Source organism: Bartonella sp. MU37NMGALS (assembly GCF_042194015.1).
In the GTDB taxonomy this organism is placed as follows: domain Bacteria; phylum Pseudomonadota; class Alphaproteobacteria; order Rhizobiales; family Rhizobiaceae; genus Bartonella; species Bartonella grahamii.
Genome location: NZ_JBHIML010000004.1, coordinates 91,839 through 116,492 on the forward strand (window position 1 = coordinate 91,839; position 24,654 = coordinate 116,492).

Sequence of the window (24,654 nt, forward strand, 5' to 3'; positions counted from 1 at the left end):
GGAATAGGTATCCTTATTCATCATTAATATCATTTTTATTTTTAAAAATATCAGCATTTTTAAAGGTATTGGGGAGTAGATCAAGATCATTTTCTTCTTTATTGAGTCGAATATCGACAATTTTTGCTTCTGGGAAATGGTTGAGAATTTTCGCAATATCGGGATCTGTTTCTGCATTGGAAAAAAGAGTCTTTTGAATCGCTATACTTTCCTCCTGTAAGGTTGGTCCACCTCCTTCATTAACAAAATTTATTGTCCAGCGTTTTTCAGTCCATTGAGATATCTTTTTTTCTATATCATGAGCAAGAAATTGTGGGGTATTTTCAGAAAGTCTTAAAGTAATATGCCCAGCTTCAAAAGAAACAGGATGAACAAATTCTTTAACAAGGAGTTTGAAAGGAGCGTCATTATGCTGTTCGGCTAATTGAACAATATCGTGCAAAGAATTAATCACGAGAGTTTTAGGTTGAGTAATCTTTTCTGTTATTTGTGTAACAGAATGCGATAAATTTGCACTATTTTCAGAAAGATCAATAGATTGAGAAGTTTCAAGACTTTCTGTTACTTCTTGGGCATTGATTTTGTCAGGGTCTTGATTTTTAACAAATTTCTCTGATTGTAAGGAATGATCTAATTGGTTTTTTAAATCTGATTGATCTGGTAACATATTTGAAACGTTCGAGGAAGCATGGGCTTCGACCATTGTTTTTTTTGTTATATTATTTGCATTTGTAGATTCTTGATGAGAAGAGTTTGTAACCAATGTGAGAGGTGTTTTTTCTTGTGTAAGCTTTTTTAAAGCTTCATCAAGAGTTGGTAAGTCAGCCGTGTGAGCAAGACGAATTAAAAGCATTTCAGCGGCTTGAAGCGGACGTGCAGTTTGATTAACTTCCTGTAAACCTTTGAGTAACATTTGCCAGTTTCGGGATAAAACAGGAATAGAAAGTTTTTTTGAAAAGTTTAAGCTTCTTAAACGTTGTTCTTCAGTCAGTGAGAAATCTTCCACTATTTCTGGTGTAAAACGTAAACGTGTAACCAGATGATTAAAATCGGCTAGTTCTGTCAATATAGTAAGAGGATCAGCACCTGCTTCATATTGACTGTGTAATTCATGTAATGCATTGACAATATCGCCCTTCATGATAAATTCAAAAAGATCAATAATACGTGCTTGATCCGCTAATCCTAACATTGTACGCACCGCAATGGCATTAACGTTGCCATTGCTATGGGCAATCGCTTGATCAAAAATGGATAATGCATCACGTGCAGATCCTTCTGCAGCACGGGCAATCATAGAGAGTGCTTGATCTTCTACTTCTACCTTTTCATATTTCGCAATTTGGTGCAAATGTGCACTCAAAGCTTTTGATTCAATACGTCGCAAATCAAAACGTTGGCAACGCGAAAGGATTGTAATAGGAACTTTGCGAATTTCTGTTGTGGCAAAAATAAATTTCACATGGGACGGTGGTTCTTCAAGAGTTTTCAATAAACCATTAAAGGCTTGTGTTGAGAGCATATGTACTTCATCGATAATATAAACCTTATAACGTGCAGAAACAGGACGATAGCGTATTTGTTCAATAATTTCACGAATATCATCAATGCCCGTATGAGAAGCGGCATCCATTTCTATAACATCAATATGGCGTCCTTCGATAATTTGTGTGCAATGTTCACCAAGAGAGTCCAATACGGTTGTTGGTTGGTCAATATCTTTTGTTTTATAATTAAGCGCACGTGCCAAAATACGTGCTGTTGTGGTTTTACCTACGCCACGAATCCCTGTTAACATCCACGCCTGTGCAATACGACCTTTTTCAAAGGCGTTGGTAAGAGTACGCACCATAGCTTCCTGACCAATGAGGTCAGAGAAGTTTTGGGGTCGATATTTACGAGCAAGAACACGATAGGCTGTTTCTACCGGTACATTTTCCATGAATAGTTCCAACTTCGAAGTTTTTTATGCGTACATTTTGATATACAAAAGCGTAGATCAATACTGTAGTCTCATATAAAAGGATTTTTTCTTAATCAAATTATTTATGGGACAATTTGTTTAAAAATAACCAAACCCCTTCATTTGCTGCATACAAATGCCGCTCTGAAGATTTAAAATACCTCGCTAAAAGACAGCATAAAAAATAATTTCTTCAGCAAAATAGGAGGTTGGAACGATGACCCGTACCAGAACTCGTTGGGGCTGCTTCTTTCCAGACCTGACCCAGTTGGCGAGCAGTTCGTCCACCACCAACCTCCCAAGTTCATATTGTCGATTTGGAATGAAAAATCAAGCGCAGAAACGAAAAATATCTTAAGAACGATGAAGAATTTTCCTTTGCGTTTAATTTATTGACATATAAACAACAAAGAGATTGTGGATTTATCAGTTTTCATAACAGTAGCTCTTTATATTCATTGGTATGAAAATATTTTTTCGCTTAGGATAATTTGAATGTATAATTATTCTCATTCTCTGAAATATGTAAGAGTTTTAAGATAGATACGTTTGTTCTAAAACCACGAAATTGAATCATCAAAAATTTACAACAGTCAAAGAAGCAAATAAAGCAGATAGATCATGTAATTGGTTAACATTCGAAAATTAGGGGTAAGTGTGCTATTTAAATGATTATAAAATATTGCTTTAATGGTGTTGCTCCTCTCACACAAAACAGAACATCTCAAACAGAATAACTTAATGTTGTACACTCACAGGCTTTTTAAAGAGCTATTGCTCAATACTCTATATCACCCCCCCTCGTAATAGTATACATGCTTCCCTTGAGGTATAAATCCCTTCCCTTAAGGTATAAATCCATTGTGCACTACTCTCTTTACACTTAATAAAAGTAGACATTGAGCTCTCATACTATTTAACAAATCCCAATGTTGCGATCCCTTGCACTTGAGAGGTTTTATAAGAAGCATTTTTATTCCTTTTTTAATCGTTTTTACTCACACACCATTCCCATTTGTAACTTTCAAGGAAACAATTTTAATTGATTCAATATGAAGATTTAAGATGGGAGGATCTTACTTTATTCGTGGTTGTAATTCAGTATAAAAAAATCAAAGTCTTATAATGATAAGTCATATCTTAAATATTTTATAAGACCAGCACCTTATTTCTATAACGAATGAGAATATCAAATACGTAATATTTTTTTCCTTTAACATATACGAATATAAATACTGAGTAGATGTTATCGCTCCTTTTTGCGTGCTTGTTCTTTTAATTAAAAAACATCGATGTTTATCACAAGATAAATCAATATATGAATTTTCATCATTTGAGAAAAGATTTCATATATTTTTTAAGTGGCTGTGTTCATACAAGAGAAGAGGCGACATTCAACGCTATAGAAATAAGGGGGTATTGGTTTTATAAGCATAAAATGGTTCTTATTCGATATAAGTGACATTTTATAGTTTCAAATAATTATATTCTTTAACAAGGAGGGAAAAGCGAGATGAATTTTTACAAAAAGCTGAATGAGTATGATTTAAAATGCAGCGAGGAATGCATCTATAGAGCAAATTTTGCTTTTCTGTTTATCTAAGTGATTTGGGCACGATACGCTTATAGTGCTTAAAATGAAGCAATTGCGAAGATAGAAGTTATATTCTTATTTTAAAAATAGCTCTGATAGTAGAAAATACAGAACAATTGAATTTTAGTCTTTTAGTTTTTGCAAAAGTCCTTTAATATCTAACGTTCTGAGCAGCTTAAGGTTTTCCATATTAGTATAAAAACACCTCTTCAGCGATTAGTTTTAATAGCTCATTATGCTGTATTTTGAAAAAAATAAATCTACTCAAATTTAGATGTTATAGAAATATTATTAATCATAATCCCCTGTGTCACAATTTGTTCCAACAACTTTTTTCTTCGTAATATTTTTAAAAATATAATGTCCTGACGAAGGAAAACTTATATGAAGAGATTTTATATTTTTTAGTGTAAAGATCTTCTTTTCTTTATCATGGGTTATTTTCTTTTCATCATCAACAACAATTCTCAATTTGTTTAGATCAGAAGGGGTAGAGTACGATAAAGTGAAGGATACTTTATTCGGTTTAAAGATACTACAAGAGTATTCAACTCCTTGATGGACAATATCGGATGGGATGATCACAACACTTTCATCCAGCGCAAAATCCCATTTTCTCTCGCCAAAGCCAGCAAATGCAACACTAGAGTAGGCAAAAATATTTGCGGCTAATAATCCTTGCGCGAAGATTTTTTTCATTATCCTTTCCTTTTTTCTAAAGTGAGATGAATCATAAATCAGTTTTTATAAAAATGAAAGTTCAAACTTAATTCTAAAAGCAGGGCTAAGTCGCATTTTCTGGCTTTAAACCATGTTCAGACTGATATCAGTCTAAGAAATTTGAATGCTCTATCATGTATAATAATTTGAATTGTTTTGAGAGTTAATTAGAAGTTCGTTATCTTTATTGGAATAAACTATCAGAAGAAATGACTTGTCTCAAGAACCTCTCTATAATATATAAAGGGAAATATATGGTACAAGTGTTTTTATTTGTGGTTACTGTGTTTTTTACATTTTATCATGATATAATTTGCGAAAAAATATTATGGAAATAATTTATATATTCCTTTATGAGCCGTTTTTTCTTCTTCAGTTTTTATGAAGGGTGTTGAGCAGAAAAAAGCGAGCTCTTCCAAGATGCGTCGCATCATGAAATTTTTACGATGCTCTTTGATATCAGCAAAGAATGATGGCAGTTTAATTGCTTTTATATATACGATGTTCGATCGTTTTGTGCTGGATAAGTACCGATAATACGCAGTTCTGCAGAAAAGAAAGATAATTCTTCTAAGGCAAGTTTCATCATCGGGTCTTCAGGATGTCCTTCAATATCAACAAAGAATTGTGTTGCATTGAAATTTCCACCAATTTGATAGCTTTCTAATTTTGTCATATTGATACCATTCGTTGCAAATCCTCCCATAGCTTTATAGAGAGCAGCGGGGACATTGCGCACTCGAAAAAGAAGACTGGTGATGATTTTTTCGCCATTTTTAGGTTTGGGGACATGTCGTTTGGAGCGTGAAAGGATGACAAAACGGGTAATGTTATGAGGGTTATCTTCAACATCTCTTTCAAGAATATCAAGTCCATAGAGTTCTGCTGCGATCAGAGGAGCTAAGGCAGCCTGTGAACGTTTAGCATTTTTTTTAATAAATTTTGCAGCTCCAGCAGTGTCTGTAGAAACAACAGGTTTCCAACCGTTGTTTCGTATGATTTTTCGGCACTGTGCAAGGGCATGCGTATGGCTGTGGACGGTTTTAATTTCGTCATATGTAACGCCGGGCAAAACCATTAATTGAAAATGGATAGGTAAAAAATATTCATCAATAATATAAAGGGATGATTGCGGTAAAAGATGATGAATGTCTGCAACGCGTCCCGCAAGAGTATTTTCAATAGGGATCATAGCAAGATCAGCTTGCCCACTTTCCACTAAATTAAGTGCGTCTTCAAAAGTAGCAGAGGGAACAGCATCCATATTGGGGAACATATTGGAGCAAGCAATGTGGGAATTAGCGCCATATTCTCCTTGGAAAGAAATTTTATTGGTTTTTTGAAGTATTTTCATGCTAGAATCTCACAAACTCTATCGAGATCATGTTGTGTGTCTACACCTAAGGGAATTGTATCGACTATTTCCACATCGATACGCATATTGTTTTCTAATGCACGTAATTGTTCAAGTTTTTCACGTTGCTCAAGTGTGGAGGGTTTGAATGATACAAATTTCTCAAGTGCTTCGCGCCGATAAGCGTATATTCCAATATGATGATAAAGAGGACCATCTCCATAGGGTGCTGTGGCGCGCGTAAAATAAAGAGCACGAAGGCGATTTTGAGAAAGCGGTGTACCAATGATTTTGACGACATTGGAATCTCTTTTTTCATTTTCTTCAATGATTTGAGCACCCAGGGTTGCAATATCAGTAAAGCTATTTTCTAAAGGGCGTAAAGCATGAATGATTTCACGAGGCATTATTGTTGGTAAGTCACCTTGTATATTTAAAATGGTATTGTAACGTTGTTCGGGATCAATACGCATTAAAGCTTCATAAATACGGTCAGATCCAGACTTATGATCACCTTGTGTTATGATATATTCATGTCCATAATCTGCAACAGCTTTAGCAATATCATTATGATCTGTTGCAACGATCGTACGCCCTATTGCAGCTTTTTTGGCTTGTTCTGCGACATGAACAATCATCGGCTTTCCGCCAATTTCAGCGAGAGCTTTTTGAGGAAGACGGGTTGAGCCTATACGGGCAGGAATAAGAATAATTGGTTCAAGGGCCATTGTAAGATTCCAAATGTCATCTGTGATGCATTTATGATGTTGTGTGTTATAAAGAAAAAGCTTAAACTAAAAATGGTAATGAAACCGTGAACATTTGAGTTTTTATGAATCGCCTGAGATTTATTTATTTTATTTGTGCTTGTTTATGTGTACTGGTCATTATTGTGGGGATTTTCACACTCAGCAATATCATTTACGATCATCCTACATCAGTCCAACATTATCATACAATTGCCGAGAATGATACATTTAAAGAAAAACAAAAAGCACCTGATGTTTTCCTATCACTAGACAGCCGTCTTCAACAAGGAAATTTTGAAAATGGCCGTAAAATTTTTCGCCAATGTGCCATATGCCATAATTCTGGACGCAATGAAGCAGGGCGTGTTGGTCCAGTTCTTTGGGAGATTGTTAACCGCCCTTTGGCATCAGCAGCAGGTTTTGCTTATTCACGGGCATTGCGTGCTCATTCTGATCAAAAATGGGATTTTGTAACGTTAGATCGTTATTTACATTCTCCACGTGAAGCTTTTCCTGGAACCATTATGTCTTTTCGTGGAATTAAAAATGACCAAGATCGTGCCGATCTTTTGCTTTATTTACGCAGTTTATCCGATCATCCTGTTCCTTTACCAATGGATAATAATAAAGCGAACGAGCGAAATTAACTTATACCATAAATGTTAATTTTAGAAAGAAGTCTGATTTTTTGTAATTTGAGTTTCACACTTTTATCAAAAGAGCTCTTATTGATGTTTTGTTAAGGGGAACGCCCCTCACGCAAAATAGAACACATTTAACGTTGCATATTTACTCGCTTATTTTAAAGAGATCTTTTATAAAAATGCACTCTTTACGCTGTCATCTGTAGATTGGTTTTCAAGATTTGTGTGCTTCACTTTTTCTACATATACTTGTCTGTGAAATTATTGCTGAAGGATTATCAATTCATGAGCTGCAGCTTTCTGCTTCTGAATGCAATAATTATGTAATTAAAGCTCTCCATGAAGTTTATCTTAATCCTTCTATACACATCAATCCCCATGTATTTTTCTTATACGCGCAATAATCCTAAGCTGCGTTCTATGATGCTTGATGAATAGAGGTTTTCTCTTGAGCTTAAAGGTGTAAGTACAAATCATTGACCTTTATAGTATAGATCACTAAAATATGACTTAGATTATTTATTTATAGGTTATGGTTTGAAGTAAGTACTTTCATGTGAGGGAGTTTTTATGTGTGAATAGTAAAATAGTTGAATAGAGTTCTGCTGATTGTATTTTTATCTACTTCGAAAATTTTTTACACAAGAATACTGATGGCAGCTAAATTTGCACGAGTCTCTGTCCATTTATAGACGATGACATGAAATTATGCTGATAATCCGTTATAAAGAATTATTTTTTCACAAACGGTTTTCCATATTTGTGATAAATTTAATAATTTTCATTGGTTACAGTGTTTCGATGACTTACGATAAAATATTAGTATTTCAATACACATTGCGAGAGTGTTAAAAATTAGTGGGAGAGGGGACATAATCATGATCCTCCAAGCTTCTTAATAACTATGGCATTCTTTTTATAATTTGAGCGTTTATAAGCAATAATATTAAATTGCGCTAATAATCCATTATAGAGAAGAATTTTTCCTACTAAAGGTTCACCAATATTTGTGATCATTTTAATAACTTCCATTGCTTGTAGGGTCCCAATAACGCCAGGTAAAACACCGATGATTCCAGTTTCAGCGCATGTTGAGATAGTCCCGTGAGCCGGAGGCGAGGGAAATAAATCGCGATAGTGAGGATTATTGTCTTTATACGGCATAAGGACGGTTAATGAGCCATTAAAACGTTCTACAGCACCACTTATTAAAGGTTTTTTGCATTGGGCAGCGTGATCAGCAAGAAGATAGCGTGTCGTAAAATTATCACTTCCATCAACAATGATGTGGTAAGCATTGAGCAGTTTATCCACATTACTTTTATCTAAGCGTAGGGTGTGTTTTTCAACTACAACATGAGGATTTATTGCTTTTATAGTGGTTTCAGCACTGTCTGTTTTTCTTTTGTTTATTGCATTTGTTTTATGAATAACTTGGCGTTGTAAATTGGAAAGTGAAACGATGTCGTTATCGACAATTCCAAGGGTTCCAACACCTGCGGCAGCCAAATAGGTTAAGACAGGAGCACCAAGACCACCAGCGCCCACAACAAGAACACGTGCTTTTTTTAGCTTTTGTTGCCCTGCACCACCAATCTCAGGCAAAATGATGTGGCGTGCATAGCGTTCGATTTCTTTGTTATTTAATTTTATATCTGTTTCTTGTGTCATAAATTTTCTCTTGTCATAGTTCTTTTATTGTTTACTAAGTTTGTGGTGCATAGACCAGTCTGCTTTTAGGATAGGGAGGATTTATTTATGAAAATTGCTATTCAGATGGATCATATTTCAACAGTTTGGATTCAAGGAGATACGACATTTGCACTCGCTTTAGCAGCACAAGAACGTGGACATTCTCTCTTCCATTATACACCAGATCGTTTATCTCTGTGTGATGGTTGTGTGATTGCACGATTGGAGCCATTGATTGTGCGTGATAAAGAGGGAAGCCACTATCAATTAGAAAAGCCTGTTCGCACGGAATTAACAGATATGGATGTGGTTCTTTTACGACAAGATCCACCTTTTGATCTCAATTATATTACAACGACACATTTGTTAGAACGGATTCGTCCTAAAACACTTGTTGTGAATGATCCAGCATGGGTACGCAACAGTCCAGAAAAAATTTTTGTTACTGAATTTTCCGATCTGATGCCAGAAACATTAATTACCAAAGATATTGAAGAAATAACAGCTTTTAGAGAGACATTTGGCGATATTATTGTTAAACCACTTTATGGAAATGGGGGCGCTGGTGTTTTTTATTTAAAACAAGATGATCGCAATTTAGCATCATTGTTGGAAATGTTTGCAGAAATTTATCATGAACCTTTTATTGTTCAGCGCTATTTAGAGGCAGTACGAAAAGGAGATAAAAGGATTATTTTGCTTGATGGTACACCCGTTGGAGCTATTAATCGAATTCCGACAAAAACAGATGTGCGCTCTAATATGCATGTTGGAGGTCGCGCGGAAAATGTTGAGTTAACAAAACGTGATTATGAGATTTGTGAACGTATTGCTCCAGCCTTAAAGGAACGTGGTCTTCTTTTTGTGGGGATTGATGTGATCGGAGATTATATAACAGAAATTAATGTGACGTCTCCTACAGGAATTCGTGAAATTAAACGCTTCTGCGGTACAGATGTTGCTCATTTGTTTTGGGATGTTATTGAGTTCAAGCGTTCAAATTAATTTATTTGACAGAGGACAAAAACATGGTTTTAAAAAAATGATCCATGTTGTTTTTTATATTTGTTATGTTGCAAATGTGAACTAGAATGACCGTATGATATAAATTAAGAGGCTTTGTCCTCAATTTTTAGGGAGTTTATAGATGAGCAGAGTATTATCAATTGGAGTGGGATTGATTTTTGCGCTACTGCTGTCAGCAAATGGAGGCAATGCGCGCGATCAAATACAGATTACTGGTTCATCTACAGTTTTACCTTATCAAAAGATTGTTGCTGAGACATTTGGAGAAATTTATCCCCATTTTAAGGTTCCTGTTATCGAATCAGGTGGAACAGGAGCTGGTATTAAGGAATTCTGCCGTGGTATTGGGGAGAACACCGTTGATATTGTCAATGCTTCGCGAGCAATGAAGCCGAGTGAATTACAGTCTTGTTTTGATGCTGGTGTAAAAGATGTTGAGGAAATACGTATTGGGTATGATGGTATTGTTTTTGCAACAGATATTAAGGGTCCTGATTGGAAGTTAAAGCCAGTAGATGTTTATAAAGCTCTTGCTGCTCGAATTATTATAGACGGAAAGTTGCAACCGAATAATGTTTTGAAATGGAGTGCAGTTAATAGTGCTCTTCCTGATTGGACGATAGCAGCGTATATTCCTGGAGAGAAGCATGGGACGCGTGAAGTTTTTGAGGAAAAATTACTTACTGAGGGGTGTAAAGAGAGTGGGGCAGTTGAGGTGATGAAGTCTTTAGGAATGGATGATAAGGAGATACACACTGCTTGTATTGCGATACGTAAGGATGGAAAAGCGGTTGATATTGATGGTGATTATTCTGAAACATTTGCGCGTCTAACTTCTAATAAAACAGGGGTTGGTATTTTTGGTTTGTCTTTTTATCAAAATAATGCTGATAGGCTAAAGGTTGCCGATATTAACGGTTTTGCACCAACAGTTGAGACGATTTCTAGTGGACAATATCCAGTTTCTCGTCCGCTTTTTTTCTATATTAAGAAAGCACATTTAGGTATTGTTTCAGGTTTGCGAGAATATGTTGACTTTTTTCTTTCTGATCAAATGATTGGTCCAGAGGGTCCTTTGGCTGAATATGGTTTGATTGTTTCTCCTGAAAAGGAGCGTCAAGCACAGCGTTCTGATTTTTCTGCTGGTCGAATAATGACATTGAAATAATTTGCAGGGAATAATTTGTTGGATTTCTGGGATAGGAAATTTGGGTGCTATTTTTTATAAAAACTGAAAGATAAAATGCGCATTTCCTTCATTATTTTGCTATTATTGATTTTTGGATTTTGTGGCTTTTGTATTTCTTATATGCGAGCACGCACTCTTGAATACAGACAGCATAAAATGCATTCTCGTGCGTATTATTATGGCTGGTGGACATTTTTGATTACTGTTATTCCAGCTTTTATTTTTTTAATTTTTTGGGATGCTGGGAGTACAATTTATTTAGAATATAATGCTTCTCGAGAACTTGGGGCGTATAGTGCGCATGTGACAGAGCCTGTAAATCATGATCTACTTTGGGAGACACTTCGAAGTTTCGTCAAAATGATTCATCGCTTTGAGGGGAATCTTTCTACCGCTTCCTATAAGGAAGTGCAGACACAATTACTCGCGAAGGGATTGATTTTACCTCATGAAGCATCGGATGATGTGTTCAAAATAGCACAGTCGTGGGTATTCTTTTCTGAAAAGCTTAAGTTTATAGGTTATGGTTTCCTTTTTGCTGTTGCGTCTTTTGGTTTTATCTGTGGAATGATGCAAATTGCGCCTCATCAGCGTGCGCGCAATAAGGTTGAATCTTTTATTATTATTGGGTTAATTTGTGCATCTATTGTTGCAGTTTTGACAACAATAGCCATTGCGCTTTCTATGCTTTTTCAGACAGTGAGCTTTTTTCAGTCTGTATCCTTTTCAAATTTCTTTTTAGGAACTGTTTGGGATCCGCGTTTTTCCGCGAGTGGCTCAAGCGATGAAGTAGGACAATTTGGTTTAATACCGCTTCTTGCTGGTACGCTTTATATTGCATTTGTCGCCATGCTTTTTGCTGTACCTATAGGACTATTTTCAGCTCTTTATATGGCTGAGTATGCTTCTGCGCGATTGCGAGCAATTGTAAAACCATTGTTGGAAGTTCTTGCTGGCATCCCAACCATTGTTTATGGTTTTTTTGCTTTGAAGGTTATAGGACCATTTTTACGTGATCTCTCTGCGTCTCTCTCAGATGGGGGTGGTTTTATTATGGCACAAAGTGTTTTGACTGCTGGAGTTGTGATGGGAATTATGTTGATACCTTTTGTTTCCTCTTTATCGGATGATGTTATTACGGCTGTTCCACGCATTTTACGTGAAGGTTCTTATGGTTTAGGCGCAACGCAATCTGAAACAATTAAAAAAGTTGTTATACCAGCAGCGCTTCCAGGGATTATGGGGGCCATTTTGTTGACGGCATCGCGTGCAATTGGAGAAACAATGATTGTGGTTTTGGCGGCAGGTGTTGCAGCAAACTTAACACTCAATCCTTTCGAAGCAATGACTACGATGACTGTAAAGATTGTTAATCAATTGACCGGTGATTTTGAGTTTAATTCTCCACAAACTCTGGTGGCTTTTGCCTTAGGAATGACGCTCTTTGTTATGACACTTTTGATGAATATCCTAGCTCTTTATATTGTGCGTAAATATCGGGAACAATATGAATGAATGAAGATTTTTTCCCTCGTCGCAATATTAGCCTCAAGCGTCGGTATTGGGCTGAACGTCGTTTTCGTGCCTATGGTTTGATTGCCATTTCTATTGGTTTGTTTTTTTTATTTACGCTTTTATGGTCTATCATTGGTCAGGGTTATACAGCTTTTTTTCAAAGTGAAATGACATTATCGATTTATTTGGATGAAAAGATCATTGATCCAAGTGGTCAACATAAAACAAAACCGCGAGTGCTCATGACGGCGAATTATCCACTTCTTGTACGCAATGCTTTAGCAAAGAAACTTAATATAGATCAAAATGATCGAGCCTCTCTTCGGGAAGTTAATCGTATGTTTTCAAATGGTGTCCGCGTTCAGCTGCGTGAAATGATAACAAAGAATCCCAAACTGATTGGCACAATGCAAAAAGTTAAAGTTTTGGCATCTGCGGATATTGATTCTGCTTATAAGGGACAGATTGATCTGCGTGTAGCAGAAAAAAACCGTAAAGTTTCTAATCGACAAGTAGAATGGATAAAGCGTTTAGCGCATGATGGTACGCTTTATAAAACATTTAATATTGGTTTTTTTACATTTGGCGCTTCAAGTCGTCCTGAGACTGCGGGATTAGGTGTTGCGATCATTGGTTCTCTCTATATGATAGGCATTGTTTTATTAGTTTCACTCCCGATAGGCATAGCAACGGCTCTTTATTTGGAAGAATATGCACGCAAAAATAAATTTACAGATTTTATAGAGGTTAATATCAATAATCTTGCAGCTGTTCCTTCAATTGTGTTTGGTCTTTTAGGACTCTCTTTTTTTGTTAATTTTTTAGGATTACCACGTTCAGCCTCTTTTGTTGGTGGTCTTGTTTTAGCGCTCATGACTCTTCCCACGATCATTATTGCAACACGTTCTGCTCTGCGTGCTGTTCCTCTCTCTATTCGTGCAGCAGCTTTAGGACTGGGAGCATCAAAAACACAAATGATTTTTCATCATGTTGTTCCTTTAGCTGCGCCTGGTATTGTGACAGGCACAATTATTGGAGTCGCGCAGGCTTTGGGTGAAACAGCGCCTTTGCTTTTGATTGGAATGGTTGCTTTTGTTGTGAATATTCCTACGACCCCCATGGATCCAGCAACGGCTTTGCCTGTTCAAATTTTTATGTGGGCGGGTGAAGCAGAGCGCGCTTTTGTTGAAAAGACATCAGGAGCTATTATTGTATTAATGATTTTTCTTGCGATCATGAATATTTCTGCGGTTTTTTTACGTCGACGATTTGAACGCCGCCAGTAATTTTAATAAAACAACAGCTTTGATAAGATTTTTGTAAGGTGAATTTTTGTAATGAAGATTAAAATGCGCGGTCAGGATGTGAAGGTTTCTTATGGAGACAAAGAAGCACTCCATGGTATTACACTTGATATTCCTGAACATCAAGTAACAGCCTTGATTGGTCCATCAGGATGCGGAAAGTCGACTTTTTTGCGTTGTTTTAACCGTATGAATGATACGATTGAAGGCGCTAAAACAACCGGTCTTATTACCTTAGATGGGGAGAATATTTATGACCAGAGGATTGATGTTGTAGAATTGCGCGCTCGTGTTGGAATGGTTTTTCAAAAGCCCAGTCCTTTTCCAAAATCTATATTTGAGAATGTTGCGTATGGTCCACGCATTCATGGTTTAGTTAAAACGCGCTCTGAATTGCATGATGTAGTTGAAAAGAGTTTGAGGCAGGCAGGTTTGTTTGAAGAAGTAAAAGATCGTCTTCATGATCTTGGAACAAGTTTGTCAGGGGGACAACAACAGCGTTTGTGTATTGCACGTGCTATTGCGGTTAGTCCTGAAGTTATTTTGATGGATGAGCCCTGTTCAGCTCTTGATCCCATTGCGACGGCACGGATTGAAGAGCTTATCGATGCGTTACGGCAAAATTATACAATTGTTATTGTAACGCATTCCATGCAACAGGCCGCACGTGTTTCTCAATATACGGCTATGTTTCATTTAGGGCATTTGGTAGAAGTTGGTGCGACTGAAATGATCTTTACCTCACCAAAAGAGCAACGGACGCAAGATTATATTACGGGGCGTTTTGGATAGGTGAATTGAGGAGTGTAAGATATGTCTATGAACCATACTGTCCGTTCTTATGATGCAGAACTAAAATATTTAAAAGCAAGGATTACAGAAATGGGGAGCCATGCAGAAAGAATGATTGAACGTTCTGTAGCATCGGTTGTGTGTAGTGATCTTCAACTTGCAACGACAGTGATTGCCGATGATGTGTTTTTAGATGAAGCAGAACGTGACATTGATGAAAAAGCGGTTGCTATTATTTGCAAACGCCAACCGATGGCTGTCGATTTGCGTGAAATTATTGGAGCCATTCGTATTTCTTCTGATCTTGAGCGGATTGGGGATATGGCCAAAAACATTGCTAAAAGGACTGTTGCACTTTCAGAAATACGTCAATCTGCTTCTGTTTATCATGGGCTTGAAACAATTACAGCTTTAGCACTCAATCAATTAAAAGAAGTCTTAAATGCTTATACGAGTCGCCTATTAGAGCGTGTTGACGCGGTGCGTGAGCGTGATGAGAAGATTGATGCTTTGTATACTTCTCTTTTTCGTGAACTTTTGACATATATGATGGAAGATATGCGTAATATTACGGTTTGTACGCACTTACTGTTTTGTTTAAAGAATATTGAACGGATTGGTGACCATGTTACTAATATTGCTGAGATGCTGCATTATATCATAACGGGTTACCATATGTCCTCTGATCGTCCTCGCGATGACCTTACTTATAAAGTTGGGGTAGGTGAGAAGAAAATAGATTAAGATTTTTCTTATATGTATAAAATCAGTTTGTAGATATATGAGTATTTTCTTACAGTGCGGCTATAGAAAGAATAAGATAACTATCTTATGGAAAAGCATAAAGAGGCAACAAAGAGTTTTTTCAGAGAAGCATAGCAGATTGCTAACTCTTGGTTTGACATATTTGTATATTGGATGATATCATCACTCGTATTGCGGACGGAGGGGAGTTTTCTAGGGGAATTTCCTTTCAGATCATTTTGTTAAAATTTTATATTAAAGGGGATATCTGTATTATTTTTTTAATATCGATGCAAAGAGTTTTGGTATCCAAATTTTTTGTATGTAGGAGAAGTGGATAGTGTTACTTCATTGTAATTGGAACGTGTGGGCTATTATGGCCTATATTGAACCATAAAGAATAACAATATTGATCTGTAAATTAAGAGTTTTTTATTTTTTATTTTGCATAGATACTTTTTGATTACCTCTTGCATTAAAATTTTACTGAGTGGTAACAGTTAGCTATGTACTTTATTGAGAGACACAGTTAAAGCTCATTTCAAAATTTGAGTAGCTCAGAGATTATAGGAATGTGTTGCATAAGATGAAAAAAAATCGTTGGAATGTTTTTGTTACCTGTTGTGTAGCGCCGTTAGTTGTTGTGGGATGTGCTTCAAATCGTTTAGATACTGGAAAAGTAAATAATAATAAGACAAAAATAGTTACGTATCCATTGACAGAGCGTCAATGTCTTATGCGAGCGATGTATTTTGAATCAAATCGCACAAGCCGTGAAGGAATGATTGCCGTTGGGACGGTTGTTATGAATCGTGTTAATTCAACCGCCTATCCTAAGACGATTTGTGGTGTTGTTGGTCAATATAAGCAGTTTGCTCCTGGTGTTTTAACGCGTCCTATGACGGAGAAAGCATCTGTTGCTCGTGTAAGAGAGGCGGCTGATGCTGTTTTACGGGGTGAGCGAGATAAGAAAGTTAGACACGCTAAGTTTTTTCATACCGCTGGTTTGTCTTTTCCGTATAAAAACATGCATTATGTTCAGGTTGCAGGGGGAAATGCTTTTTATGAAAAACGATCACGTGATGGGGAACTTCAAGTTCCTACAAATAATCGCCCTTATGATGTTGCTTATGCTTTTGCTCAAGAACGTTCTGGTCATGCGCCAAGCTTTATAGATGAAGGCTTAGAAAGTGGGGAAGTAAAGGTAGAAAAAAGGGCATCTCCTTCGATAGAAATAGCACAGTCCAAGACGGCACATCTTGCATCTTTTGCTTTGGTACAGCTTGATAAAGTTCCTATTCCTGCCTATGCACCTCAACATCTAGCTAGGAAAGAGGAAAATAAAACGATTATGACTTTGCCTTCATCAGATCAGTTAAATGCAATTGTTGCAATGTTAGAAAAACGACATAGAAACTGGTAAGTTTTTCACGACAAAAGAAGGGTTATATACCCATTGCGGTTTATGAATTAAGTGAACCTTTTAGCGATAATGACACGCATAAATATACGTAGAGAAAATGAACTCGAAGGATCTAAAAAAATTTATAAGATGACGACATAAAGAACGCATTTTATTTAAAGAAGGGTATTGCTAATGTACTTTGATATTCATGAGACAATTTCGCCTGAAATGCTTAATCGTCTTGCAGAAATTACAGTAAAAGTGGGGTTGAATTTACAAGAGGGGCAGGATCTTGTTTTGACCGCTCCAGTTTCAGCATTACCTTTTGTTCGGCGTATTGCGTATCATGCTTATAAGGTTGGTGCTGGTGTCATTATACCAATTTTTAGTGATGATATGTTATCGCTTACACGTTTTGAAAATGCCCATACAGCTAGTTTTGATTGTGCCCCTTCTTGGCTTTATGAGGGAATGGCGAAGGCTTTTGAAAAGGGGGCAGCGCGGTTAGCAATTGTTGGTGATAATCCTTTGCTCCTTTCCAATCAAGATTTCGATAAGGTTGCGCGTTTGAATAAGGCGACTTCACTAGCTTACCAGCCTGCTCTCAAAAAAATATCGAATTTTTCTATAAATTGGTCAATTGTTGCTTATCCAACAGCAGGATGGGCTGAGGCAATGTTTCCTTCTTTACCACTGAATGAGGCGATTAAAAAATTAGCCGATGCAATTTTTTCTGCTTCACGTGTTACAGAAGAAGATCCGGTACATGCGTGGTTCGTCCATAACGAGAATTTAAAGAAACGGTCATCTTGGCTTAATGAGCAGCGTTTTTCTACTTTACACTTTACAGGGCCAGGGACTGATTTAACTGTTGGTTTGGCAGATGATCATGAATGGCATGGTGGTGCATCTGTTGCTCAAAATGGTGTTATTTGCAATCCGAATATTCCGACAGAAGAAGTTTTCACGACTCCTCATGCTCATAAGGTTGAAGGTTTTGTTCGCTCAACAAAGCCACTTTCCTATCAAGGAACACTGATTGATAATATTGAAGTACGTTTTGAAGCAGGGCGTATTGTTGAATCCCGTGCATCAACGGGGCAGGAAGTTTTGCAGCAGGTTTTGCAAAGTGATGAGGGTGCAAGCCGATTGGGCGAAGTTGCTCTTGTTCCTCATTCTTCACCAATTTCTAAGAGTGACCTCCTTTTTTATAATACCTTATTTGATGAAAATGCTGCATGTCATATTGCTTTAGGACAGTGTTATTCCAAATGCTTTTTAGATGGGGCATCATTGACATCAGAAGAGATTGCAGCGCGTGGTGGTAATAAAAGTGTCATTCATATTGATTGGATGATTGGTTCTGGCGAAATTGATATAGATGGCATTACCCAAGATGGTGTAAGAGTTCCTGTATTTCGTAAAGGTGAGTGGGCTTAATCCTGCTATGTCCTCAAATATTGTCATTTGAGGTAGGGTGGGGTGTAAGCCTCATTGATACGTTAAGTATTTTAGAATGCCTAGTGAATATTCAAGGCAGGGTTTGGTCATAAAGCCTTTAGTTAAGTGACTCACATGAGTAGGAAGCTAAGTGAAATCCACTCATCAAGAATTTGAGTCGTTTATAGAGCAGATGTAGAGGAAGGTTTCGTTCTTTGAGGGGAGAAAAGAAGCCAATTTATTGGTGATACAATTGGAAAGTGTATAATTATTAAAGAAGAGAGATGCCTGAACTTCCTGAAGTAGAGACAGTTCGTCGTGGACTTGAGTCTGTTGTAACTGATGCAAAGATAGTATCAGTCAGGCTTAATCGTAGAGATTTACGCTTTCCCTTTCCTGAGGCTTTTTCTGAGCGCCTTATTGGCAGAACAATTATAGAACTTGGTCGGCGTGCAAAATATTTATTATTTCATCTTTCTCAGAATGAAACGATTTTAAGCCATTTAGGAATGTCTGGTTCATGGCGTATAGAGAATGATCTTTTAAGAACGACAAGTAAATTGGTTAAACATGATCATTTTGTCATGGATATTCAAACAAGGAATGGTGAAGTTTATCATCTTATTTATAATGATGTGCGTCGCTTTGGATTTATGCTTTTAGTCAATACGGACAAGCTTTATGAACATCCACTTTTAAATAAGCTAGGGCTTGAACCTATGAGTAATTCGTTTTCTGGCCGTTATTTACAAAAGACTTTTGTTAATAAAAGAATGTCTCTTAAGAGCGTTTTACTTGATCAGTCTATTGTTGCAGGTCTTGGGAATATTTATGTTTGTGAAGCACTTTGGCGGAGTCGTTTGTCTCCACAACGTGGTGCATTCACATTGGCATCAAAAACGGTACGTGCATGTGAATTTGCAGATTCTTTAGCACAAAATATACGCAATGTGATTTCTGAAGCCATTTTGTCTGGTGGCTCCTCTTTACGTGATTATATGCATATAGATGGTTCACTTGGTTATTTTCAACATGCTTTTTCAGTTTATGGACGAGAAGGCAAGCAATGTTTGGAATGTGGAACGCCTATTGTGCGTATTTTACAGGCTGGACGTTCAAGTTTTTACTGCTCACAATGCCAAAAATGAATAAGGTGTCTTGCAAAATCTTACAAGAGGCTTAAAGTCGTCATATCTATAATATAATTACACAAGGCTTGAGAGGGTTTTTTATGCTGAATAAAGTACTAACACATCTTGATGGAAATATAGAAAAGAGCCTTGAACGCCTTTTTTCTCTTTTACGTTTTCAATCGATTTCTACAGACTCGGCTTACAAGGATGCATGTCGCAAAGCAGCTGATTGGTTAGTAGAGGATTTAAAAAGCATCGGTTTTGAGGCTTCACGCCGTGATACACTAGGTCATCCAATGGTTGTTGGGCATCATCCAGGGCCTTCAGATGATTGTTTGCATGTGTTGTTTTACGGACATTACGATGTTCAACCTGTTGATCCATTGAGTTTATGGGAGGATGATCCATTTACACCTTCATTAAAAGAGAGAGATGGAGAGAAAGTTATTTGTGCTCGTGGAGCTTCAGATGACAAAGGTCAGTTGATGACTTTTGTTGAAGCATGTCGTGCATTTAAGAAAGAAAAAGGGCAGCTTCCTGTTAAAGTTACTATTTTATGTGAAGGTGAGGAAGAATGCGCTTCTCCTTCCCTTGTTCCTTTTTTAAAAGAAAATAAAGATGAACTTAAGGCAGATTATGCATTGGTTTGTGACACGTCAATGTGGGATGCGGATACACCATCTATTGCTCTTTCTCTTCGGGGAATTATGGCAGAAGAGATTATTATCACAGCAGCTAATCGTGATTTGCATTCTGGTTATTTTGGAGGAGTAGCAGCTAATCCCATTCGTATTTTAACGAAAATCTTAGCAGGACTTCACGATGAAAATAATAGGGTAACACTTCCTGGTTTTTATGATGGAGTAGAAGAAACACCTCCACATATTTTACAATCATGGAATGCGCTTAATTGTACTGCTGAAAATTTTCTTGGTCCTATAGGACTTTCCATTCCAGCTGGTGAAAAAGGACGGAGCATTTTAGAGCTTGTATGGGCACGTCCTACCATGGAAATTAATGGTATTAGTGGCGGCTATGAAGGGGAAGGGATGAAAACGGTTATTGCTTCTCAAGCGAGTGCAAAAGTATCGTGTCGTTTGGTGCATAAGCAAGATCCAGAGAAAATACGCCAAGCGTTGCGTGATTATGTACGTAGCTCAATTCCTGCTGATTGTAAGGTTGAATTTAAGAATCACGGTTCTTCTCCGGCACTTCAGATTTCTGATGATTCATCTTTTATCAAGGAAGCGAAGGATGCCTTATCACAAGAGTGGGAAGTGCCTGCTGTTTTGACAGCTATGGGGGGCTCGATCCCAATTGTAGCAGATTTTCGGTCAATTCTTGGTATGGAAACTCTTTTGGTTGGTTTTGGACTGGCTGATGACCGTATTCATTCGCCTAATGAAAAGTATAATTTAAAATCGTTTCATAAGGGGCAGCGGTCTTGGGCGCGTATTCTTGCTGCTTTCGCAAATAGGAGGGTAAATGGCTGAGATTCGCGTTCATCAAGGTGATTTACCAAACTTAGATAATTATAAAACTGACGCCATTGCGATTGATACTGAAACTTTAGGGTTACAACCCCATCGTGATCGTTTATGTGTTGTTCAGCTTTCTTCTGGAGATGGTACTGCCGATATTATACAAATTGCTAAAGGACAAAAGAGTGCACCTAATTTGGTCAAGCTTCTTGGAGATAACGCAGTCATCAAAATATTCCATTTTGGGCGTTTTGATCTTGCGATTTTAGCGCATACATTTGGTGTTATGCCAGAGGCTGTTTTTTGTACAAAGATCGCTTCTAAACTCACGCGTACTTATACGGATCGCCACGGCTTGAAAGAAATTTGTAATGAATTGCTAAATGTGAGTATTTCTAAACAGCAACAATCTTCGGATTGGGCGGCGGAAACGTTATCACAGGCACAAATTGAATATGCTGCGTCGGATGTGTTATATTTGCATCGTTTAAAAGTTATATTTGAAGAACGTTTAAGACGTGAAGAGCGAGAAAATGTTGCCAAGGCATGCTTTCAATTTTTGCCTATGAGAGCTAGGCTTGATCTTTTAGGATGGGCGGAAGTGGATATTTTTGCGCATAGCTAACTTTAAAATTGGCTTTTAAATGGAGTTAATTATTGATGTAAAAGGACAAAATTCTTACACATTATGGGCATTTTATCCTCTCATTTTTTTGATAAGAGTTATAATAACTTCTTAAGTGCTGTTTCATTTGAAGTTTAGGTAATCAAAGTACTTTTGCGAATTCATATTTTTTATTTTTGTAATAGCTTTTGTTTAAAAAAACAATTTTGAGGAGAGGCTGGAAATATACGGTAGGTTGAAGACTTAAATCTCTGAAACCGGTATGCGGCCTAATTAGGGGAGAATATGAAGTCGTAAATGTAAAGACCAAAACTCATCTTTACCATTGTTTTTATTCTGCTTTACGACTTTCAAAAGTATATAAAGCAATGTCTGTTAAATAATAGAGATTACGCATTGCCTCACGTTTTTAATGGATTTACGTTCTTCATGTAAGACAGAACGCCCCCTAAACGGAGTATATTTGTTCTGCTAATTCATGTGCTTTTTTAAAGAAACCAATCCCCAAGCCCATTTCACGGGGGGCGCTTAGTGAATGGTATAATGATAAAGCCAAAAAATATGATATAAAATTCATTGAGCACTCCCATTTTTACGCTTATGGAGTAATAAGCTGCTACTATCACACACTGTTGCCAACTCCCAATATTTTGTGTAGCCCCTTGGCACTTGAGACAGTTAATAAGAGGCATTTTTAGTCTTTTTTAGTGTTTTTTGTCTGCACAGCTCTCCCAAACGTGCAAACAAATGATTTTGATTAATTCAATATAAAAAAGATTTGGAATGAGAGAATTTTACGGTATTCAGGGTTCTCATTCAATATGAATAACGCTAAACGATCATTATAGATCAATACATTATATGATTAATGTATAAAGATAATCACGATTATACTGAATAATGCAAAGAGCAACTCCTAGAAAAGTGTGCTAGAAACAAGTCAGCAAGAGTTCTCTTTACTAAGTCAAAATACCGCAATAGCTTTTGCATTTCAACAGATTCGTAAGAATCTCCCTTTTGTCAAGAGTTTTATCCATATACAAATCTCATTTATGATGTGGAAGCGAATAAATTTTCTTCATGTATAATGAACAAGTTTGAAATGAGAGAATATCTGATATTTGAGAGGCTCATTTTGTGTGAATGAAATACAAATTATATTTATAAATCAATATGTTGTCGTGAAGTTCGTATGGTTTATTATTTTTAGACGATACTTCGTGTCTTTATTTATTACTCAATAAGTGATTTTTATGTTGGCAGCGCAGGGCAATTTGCTTTTATTTTAAAATAAAAATGCTCCAAAGCTTTATTTTTAAGGATTTTCGCTTTTTATCTATAAACATATTATTTTCTCTAGAAATTTGCAATGAAGGCACTAGGTAAAATACATTATGGATATTAATGAGGTTAAATTTATGAGCATAAAATACTTTATTACAACTTTTGCTACTTTTGCTTCAATCTCTATCGCTCAGGGTGCGAGTTTTTTAGCGTCTCAAAACCTTATACAGAGAGCATCTTCGGTTGTTTCTCCAATAGGTTTTTTTTCTGGTGAACAGCTTCGCAGGGTCTTATCTGAAGTTTTTCAAATAGAACTTTCTTGCACAAATAACAATGAATATATAACAGCAGCTAAGTTAGTACCTGTGTCACATTCTGGTAAAAAAAGAGGATATAATTCTAAAAAAGGACCAAGGAAAAGAGGACGGCCAAACCTATTTACACGAAGTCCAACGAGTTTTTAGAAAGTGAGAAAACAACATTGAGAGTTATAACGTATGCTCGAAAAATAAAGAAAGGAGATATTATCACCTGAAAACAGGAGGGAGCTATTTGTTTAAAGGATGTTATGATTGTATACGACGAGAATGAAGAGTACTGTTCGGAAAAGATACGAGCAGGGAAATTGCAGTGAACGAATAACACTGTATAATAGCAATTAGTTATTAAAAATTCATGGGTTTAGATGAATATAGCCTAGAGATTGGGGTTATTTTTTTAACGCTGTAAATATCATCATTTTGAGTGTGATTATATAAGGTATGTAAAGCGCTTTAATAAGTGTTTTTAGAGTACATAGTGGGATCAAGTAAAGAGCTTGTCTATAGAACCTTTGATTAAGTGAATTACATGAATGGGAAGCTAAATGAAATCCACTCGACAAAAATCTGGACTATTTGCAGACAGGGTCTAATAGAATGCTTCATCCAAATAGAGAAGAAAACCAAGTATTTATTTTAATGTTAAACTTTTGATCTTTATAGCGTAGTTCAAAAAATAAAACGTCATTGAGTTGCATACTTATGTGCGCTTGTTTTAAAGAAATATGTTTCAATGCTTCTGAGCCCATTTCGCGACACCATTTATGAAGGCTATAATCATAAATCCATTGAGTACTACTATCTTTACGCTTATGAAAGGGAAAGCTAGCATTTATCACACACTTTGCTGGCTCTCAATTTTGTGACAGCCTTTGGTATGTGAGACTCTTCATAAGAGGCGTTTTTAATCCTTTTTTGTACAGTTTTTATCCACATGGCTTTTCCTGCTTGTAACGTGCAAGGGAATTGTTTCGATTGATTGCAACATGCAACCGGTTTGGAATGAGAGAATCTTACGATATTCGGGTTTCTTATCCAATATGCGAAATGATGAATTATGTCATACATTAATATATTGTTTGACTACAGAGTTTATAAAATATTCTTTATTTGTCTATGATTCAAAATATCAGATATTTGCTCTGCCAAATTGTTTGCTCAAAATGACTTTCAAAGCAAAGTTTGGTTTGAAAACTTTAAGAAAGATTTCTCATTTTTTCAGCTTTAAGGAGATTTCTATATAAGTTTTAATGTTTATCATACCGGTTGTCTGTCTTTAGGCATTTTTTCAATTTAGTCTTGTAAAGGGGTATGAAATGATAGCCTACAAATAAGGCTGAAGCTCTGAAAAAGACTTTACTATACGGTTGAGAGAAGAAAAAAAATAGTAAGTATGTCAAAAAACCATAGATGCCTAAATTGTAAACAAAGAGCAAGCGTGATGAAATTGCATGTAATCTTGTTGCAGTCCATGGGGTAGTAGAGATCTTGTTCTATGTGGTACAAGCGTTCTTTACAATGATGAAAAAACAAATACATAGCTTTCACTTTTGGTCATGTTAAGGATAAAGGTAAAAACGTTATTTGTATGAATTTAAATAGAACGGTTACATTTAGTTACTCTCAATATTGGAACAGTTTTCACTGTTCCAATATTGAGAGTATTAATAGGAAGCATTT

Annotated in this window: 18 protein-coding genes and 1 other RNA gene; 13 read left to right on the top strand and 6 right to left on the bottom strand. The window is 36.5% G+C overall.

Annotated elements, in window-relative coordinates; all coding sequences use genetic code 11:
• Positions 1–13: 13 nt before the first annotated feature.
• The 5 genes from ACFIJP_RS03880 to ACFIJP_RS03900 form a co-directional block, all read right to left on the bottom strand.
• Positions 14–1,942, bottom strand: coding sequence for a DNA polymerase III subunit gamma/tau (locus tag ACFIJP_RS03880; RefSeq protein WP_375625659.1), 1,929 nt, complete (start codon positions 1,940–1,942; stop codon positions 14–16).
• A 222-nt stretch (positions 1,943–2,164) separates the two neighbouring features.
• Positions 2,165–2,262, bottom strand: an RNA gene (ffs, locus tag ACFIJP_RS03885) — signal recognition particle sRNA small type.
• A gap of 1,586 nt (positions 2,263–3,848) precedes the next feature.
• Positions 3,849–4,256 (bottom strand): hypothetical protein, encoded by a 408-nt coding sequence (locus tag ACFIJP_RS03890; protein WP_375625661.1) that lies wholly within the window; start codon positions 4,254–4,256, stop codon positions 3,849–3,851.
• 511 nt (positions 4,257–4,767) lie between these two features.
• Complete coding sequence (locus ACFIJP_RS03895; RefSeq protein WP_375625663.1) at positions 4,768–5,631, bottom strand: prephenate dehydratase; 864 nt, start codon at positions 5,629–5,631, stop codon at positions 4,768–4,770.
• Positions 5,628–6,359: a 3-deoxy-manno-octulosonate cytidylyltransferase gene (locus tag ACFIJP_RS03900; RefSeq protein WP_375625665.1), complete on the bottom strand. Its 732-nt coding sequence runs from the start codon at positions 6,357–6,359 to the stop codon at positions 5,628–5,630. Before ACFIJP_RS03900 ends, ACFIJP_RS03895 begins: the two co-directional genes overlap by 4 nt.
• Positions 6,360–6,463: 104 nt before the next feature.
• On the opposite strand from ACFIJP_RS03900, the gene ACFIJP_RS03905 reads away from it, so the two are divergent.
• Complete coding sequence (locus ACFIJP_RS03905) at positions 6,464–7,027, top strand: c-type cytochrome (protein ID WP_375625666.1); 564 nt, start codon at positions 6,464–6,466, stop codon at positions 7,025–7,027.
• A gap of 873 nt (positions 7,028–7,900) precedes the next feature.
• Here ACFIJP_RS03905 and ACFIJP_RS03910 read toward each other — a convergent pair.
• Complete coding sequence (locus ACFIJP_RS03910; RefSeq protein WP_375625668.1) at positions 7,901–8,695, bottom strand: molybdopterin-synthase adenylyltransferase MoeB; 795 nt, start codon at positions 8,693–8,695, stop codon at positions 7,901–7,903.
• Between the two features lie 87 nt (positions 8,696–8,782).
• Between ACFIJP_RS03910 and gshB the strand changes: the two genes are divergently transcribed.
• From gshB to ACFIJP_RS03970, 12 genes are all read left to right on the top strand, one after another.
• Positions 8,783–9,721: a glutathione synthase gene (gene gshB, locus ACFIJP_RS03915; protein WP_375625670.1), complete on the top strand. Its 939-nt coding sequence runs from the start codon at positions 8,783–8,785 to the stop codon at positions 9,719–9,721.
• Between the two features lie 142 nt (positions 9,722–9,863).
• Positions 9,864–10,910, top strand: coding sequence for a substrate-binding domain-containing protein (locus ACFIJP_RS03920; protein WP_375625672.1), 1,047 nt, complete (start codon positions 9,864–9,866; stop codon positions 10,908–10,910).
• A gap of 75 nt (positions 10,911–10,985) precedes the next feature.
• Positions 10,986–12,446 carry a phosphate ABC transporter permease subunit PstC gene (gene pstC / locus ACFIJP_RS03925; protein ID WP_375625673.1) on the top strand — a complete coding sequence of 487 codons (1,461 nt, stop codon included), beginning with the start codon at positions 10,986–10,988 and terminating at the stop codon, positions 12,444–12,446.
• Positions 12,443–13,732, top strand: coding sequence for a phosphate ABC transporter permease PstA (gene pstA, locus ACFIJP_RS03930; protein ID WP_375625675.1), 1,290 nt, complete (start codon positions 12,443–12,445; stop codon positions 13,730–13,732). Before pstC ends, pstA begins: the two co-directional genes overlap by 4 nt.
• Positions 13,733–13,783: 51 nt before the next feature.
• A complete protein-coding gene (pstB, locus tag ACFIJP_RS03935; protein ID WP_375625677.1) occupies positions 13,784–14,542 on the top strand; it encodes a phosphate ABC transporter ATP-binding protein PstB in 759 nt (252 codons plus the stop codon).
• A gap of 21 nt (positions 14,543–14,563) precedes the next feature.
• Positions 14,564–15,286 carry a phosphate signaling complex protein PhoU gene (phoU, locus tag ACFIJP_RS03940; RefSeq protein WP_012754655.1) on the top strand — a complete coding sequence of 241 codons (723 nt, stop codon included), beginning with the start codon at positions 14,564–14,566 and terminating at the stop codon, positions 15,284–15,286.
• A gap of 586 nt (positions 15,287–15,872) precedes the next feature.
• The gene (locus tag ACFIJP_RS03945; protein WP_375625679.1) at positions 15,873–16,709 is read left to right on the top strand and encodes a cell wall hydrolase; all 837 of its coding nucleotides are present in this window, start codon (positions 15,873–15,875) and stop codon (positions 16,707–16,709) included.
• Between the two features lie 174 nt (positions 16,710–16,883).
• Positions 16,884–18,131 (top strand): aminopeptidase, encoded by a 1,248-nt coding sequence (locus ACFIJP_RS03950; RefSeq protein ID WP_375625681.1) that lies wholly within the window; start codon positions 16,884–16,886, stop codon positions 18,129–18,131.
• 284 nt (positions 18,132–18,415) lie between these two features.
• Positions 18,416–19,279, top strand: a complete 864-nt coding sequence (mutM, locus tag ACFIJP_RS03955; protein ID WP_375625683.1) for a bifunctional DNA-formamidopyrimidine glycosylase/DNA-(apurinic or apyrimidinic site) lyase — start codon at positions 18,416–18,418, stop codon at positions 19,277–19,279.
• A gap of 83 nt (positions 19,280–19,362) precedes the next feature.
• Positions 19,363–20,757, top strand: coding sequence for a M20/M25/M40 family metallo-hydrolase (locus tag ACFIJP_RS03960; protein WP_375625684.1), 1,395 nt, complete (start codon positions 19,363–19,365; stop codon positions 20,755–20,757).
• Entirely contained in the window at positions 20,750–21,370 is a 621-nt protein-coding gene (locus tag ACFIJP_RS03965) for a ribonuclease D (RefSeq protein WP_375625686.1), read from the top strand. Before ACFIJP_RS03960 ends, ACFIJP_RS03965 begins: the two co-directional genes overlap by 8 nt.
• Before the next feature lie 1,394 nt (positions 21,371–22,764).
• Complete coding sequence (locus tag ACFIJP_RS03970; RefSeq protein ID WP_375625688.1) at positions 22,765–23,118, top strand: hypothetical protein; 354 nt, start codon at positions 22,765–22,767, stop codon at positions 23,116–23,118.
• The last annotated feature ends 1,536 nt before the right edge of the window (positions 23,119–24,654 follow it).

Bases quoted from the DNA above. Each gene is read 5' to 3' on its own strand.
- ACFIJP_RS03880 (WP_375625659.1), bottom strand. From the start codon at position 1,942: ATGGAAAATGTACCGGTAGAAACAGCCTATCGTGTTCTTGCTCGTAAA.
- ACFIJP_RS03890 (WP_375625661.1), bottom strand. From the start codon at position 4,256: ATGAAAAAAATCTTCGCGCAAGGATTATTAGCCGCAAATATTTTTGCC.
- ACFIJP_RS03895 (WP_375625663.1), bottom strand. From the start codon at position 5,631: ATGAAAATACTTCAAAAAACCAATAAAATTTCTTTCCAAGGAGAATAT.
- ACFIJP_RS03900 (WP_375625665.1), bottom strand. From the start codon at position 6,359: ATGGCCCTTGAACCAATTATTCTTATTCCTGCCCGTATAGGCTCAACC.
- ACFIJP_RS03905 (WP_375625666.1), top strand. From the start codon at position 6,464: ATGAATCGCCTGAGATTTATTTATTTTATTTGTGCTTGTTTATGTGTA.
- ACFIJP_RS03910 (WP_375625668.1), bottom strand. From the start codon at position 8,695: ATGACACAAGAAACAGATATAAAATTAAATAACAAAGAAATCGAACGC.
- gshB (WP_375625670.1), top strand. From the start codon at position 8,783: ATGAAAATTGCTATTCAGATGGATCATATTTCAACAGTTTGGATTCAA.
- ACFIJP_RS03920 (WP_375625672.1), top strand. From the start codon at position 9,864: ATGAGCAGAGTATTATCAATTGGAGTGGGATTGATTTTTGCGCTACTG.
- pstC (WP_375625673.1), top strand. From the start codon at position 10,986: ATGCGCATTTCCTTCATTATTTTGCTATTATTGATTTTTGGATTTTGT.
- pstA (WP_375625675.1), top strand. From the start codon at position 12,443: ATGAATGAAGATTTTTTCCCTCGTCGCAATATTAGCCTCAAGCGTCGG.
- pstB (WP_375625677.1), top strand. From the start codon at position 13,784: ATGAAGATTAAAATGCGCGGTCAGGATGTGAAGGTTTCTTATGGAGAC.
- phoU (WP_012754655.1), top strand. From the start codon at position 14,564: ATGTCTATGAACCATACTGTCCGTTCTTATGATGCAGAACTAAAATAT.
- ACFIJP_RS03945 (WP_375625679.1), top strand. From the start codon at position 15,873: ATGAAAAAAAATCGTTGGAATGTTTTTGTTACCTGTTGTGTAGCGCCG.
- ACFIJP_RS03950 (WP_375625681.1), top strand. From the start codon at position 16,884: ATGTACTTTGATATTCATGAGACAATTTCGCCTGAAATGCTTAATCGT.
- mutM (WP_375625683.1), top strand. From the start codon at position 18,416: ATGCCTGAACTTCCTGAAGTAGAGACAGTTCGTCGTGGACTTGAGTCT.
- ACFIJP_RS03960 (WP_375625684.1), top strand. From the start codon at position 19,363: ATGCTGAATAAAGTACTAACACATCTTGATGGAAATATAGAAAAGAGC.
- ACFIJP_RS03965 (WP_375625686.1), top strand. From the start codon at position 20,750: ATGGCTGAGATTCGCGTTCATCAAGGTGATTTACCAAACTTAGATAAT.
- ACFIJP_RS03970 (WP_375625688.1), top strand. From the start codon at position 22,765: ATGGATATTAATGAGGTTAAATTTATGAGCATAAAATACTTTATTACA.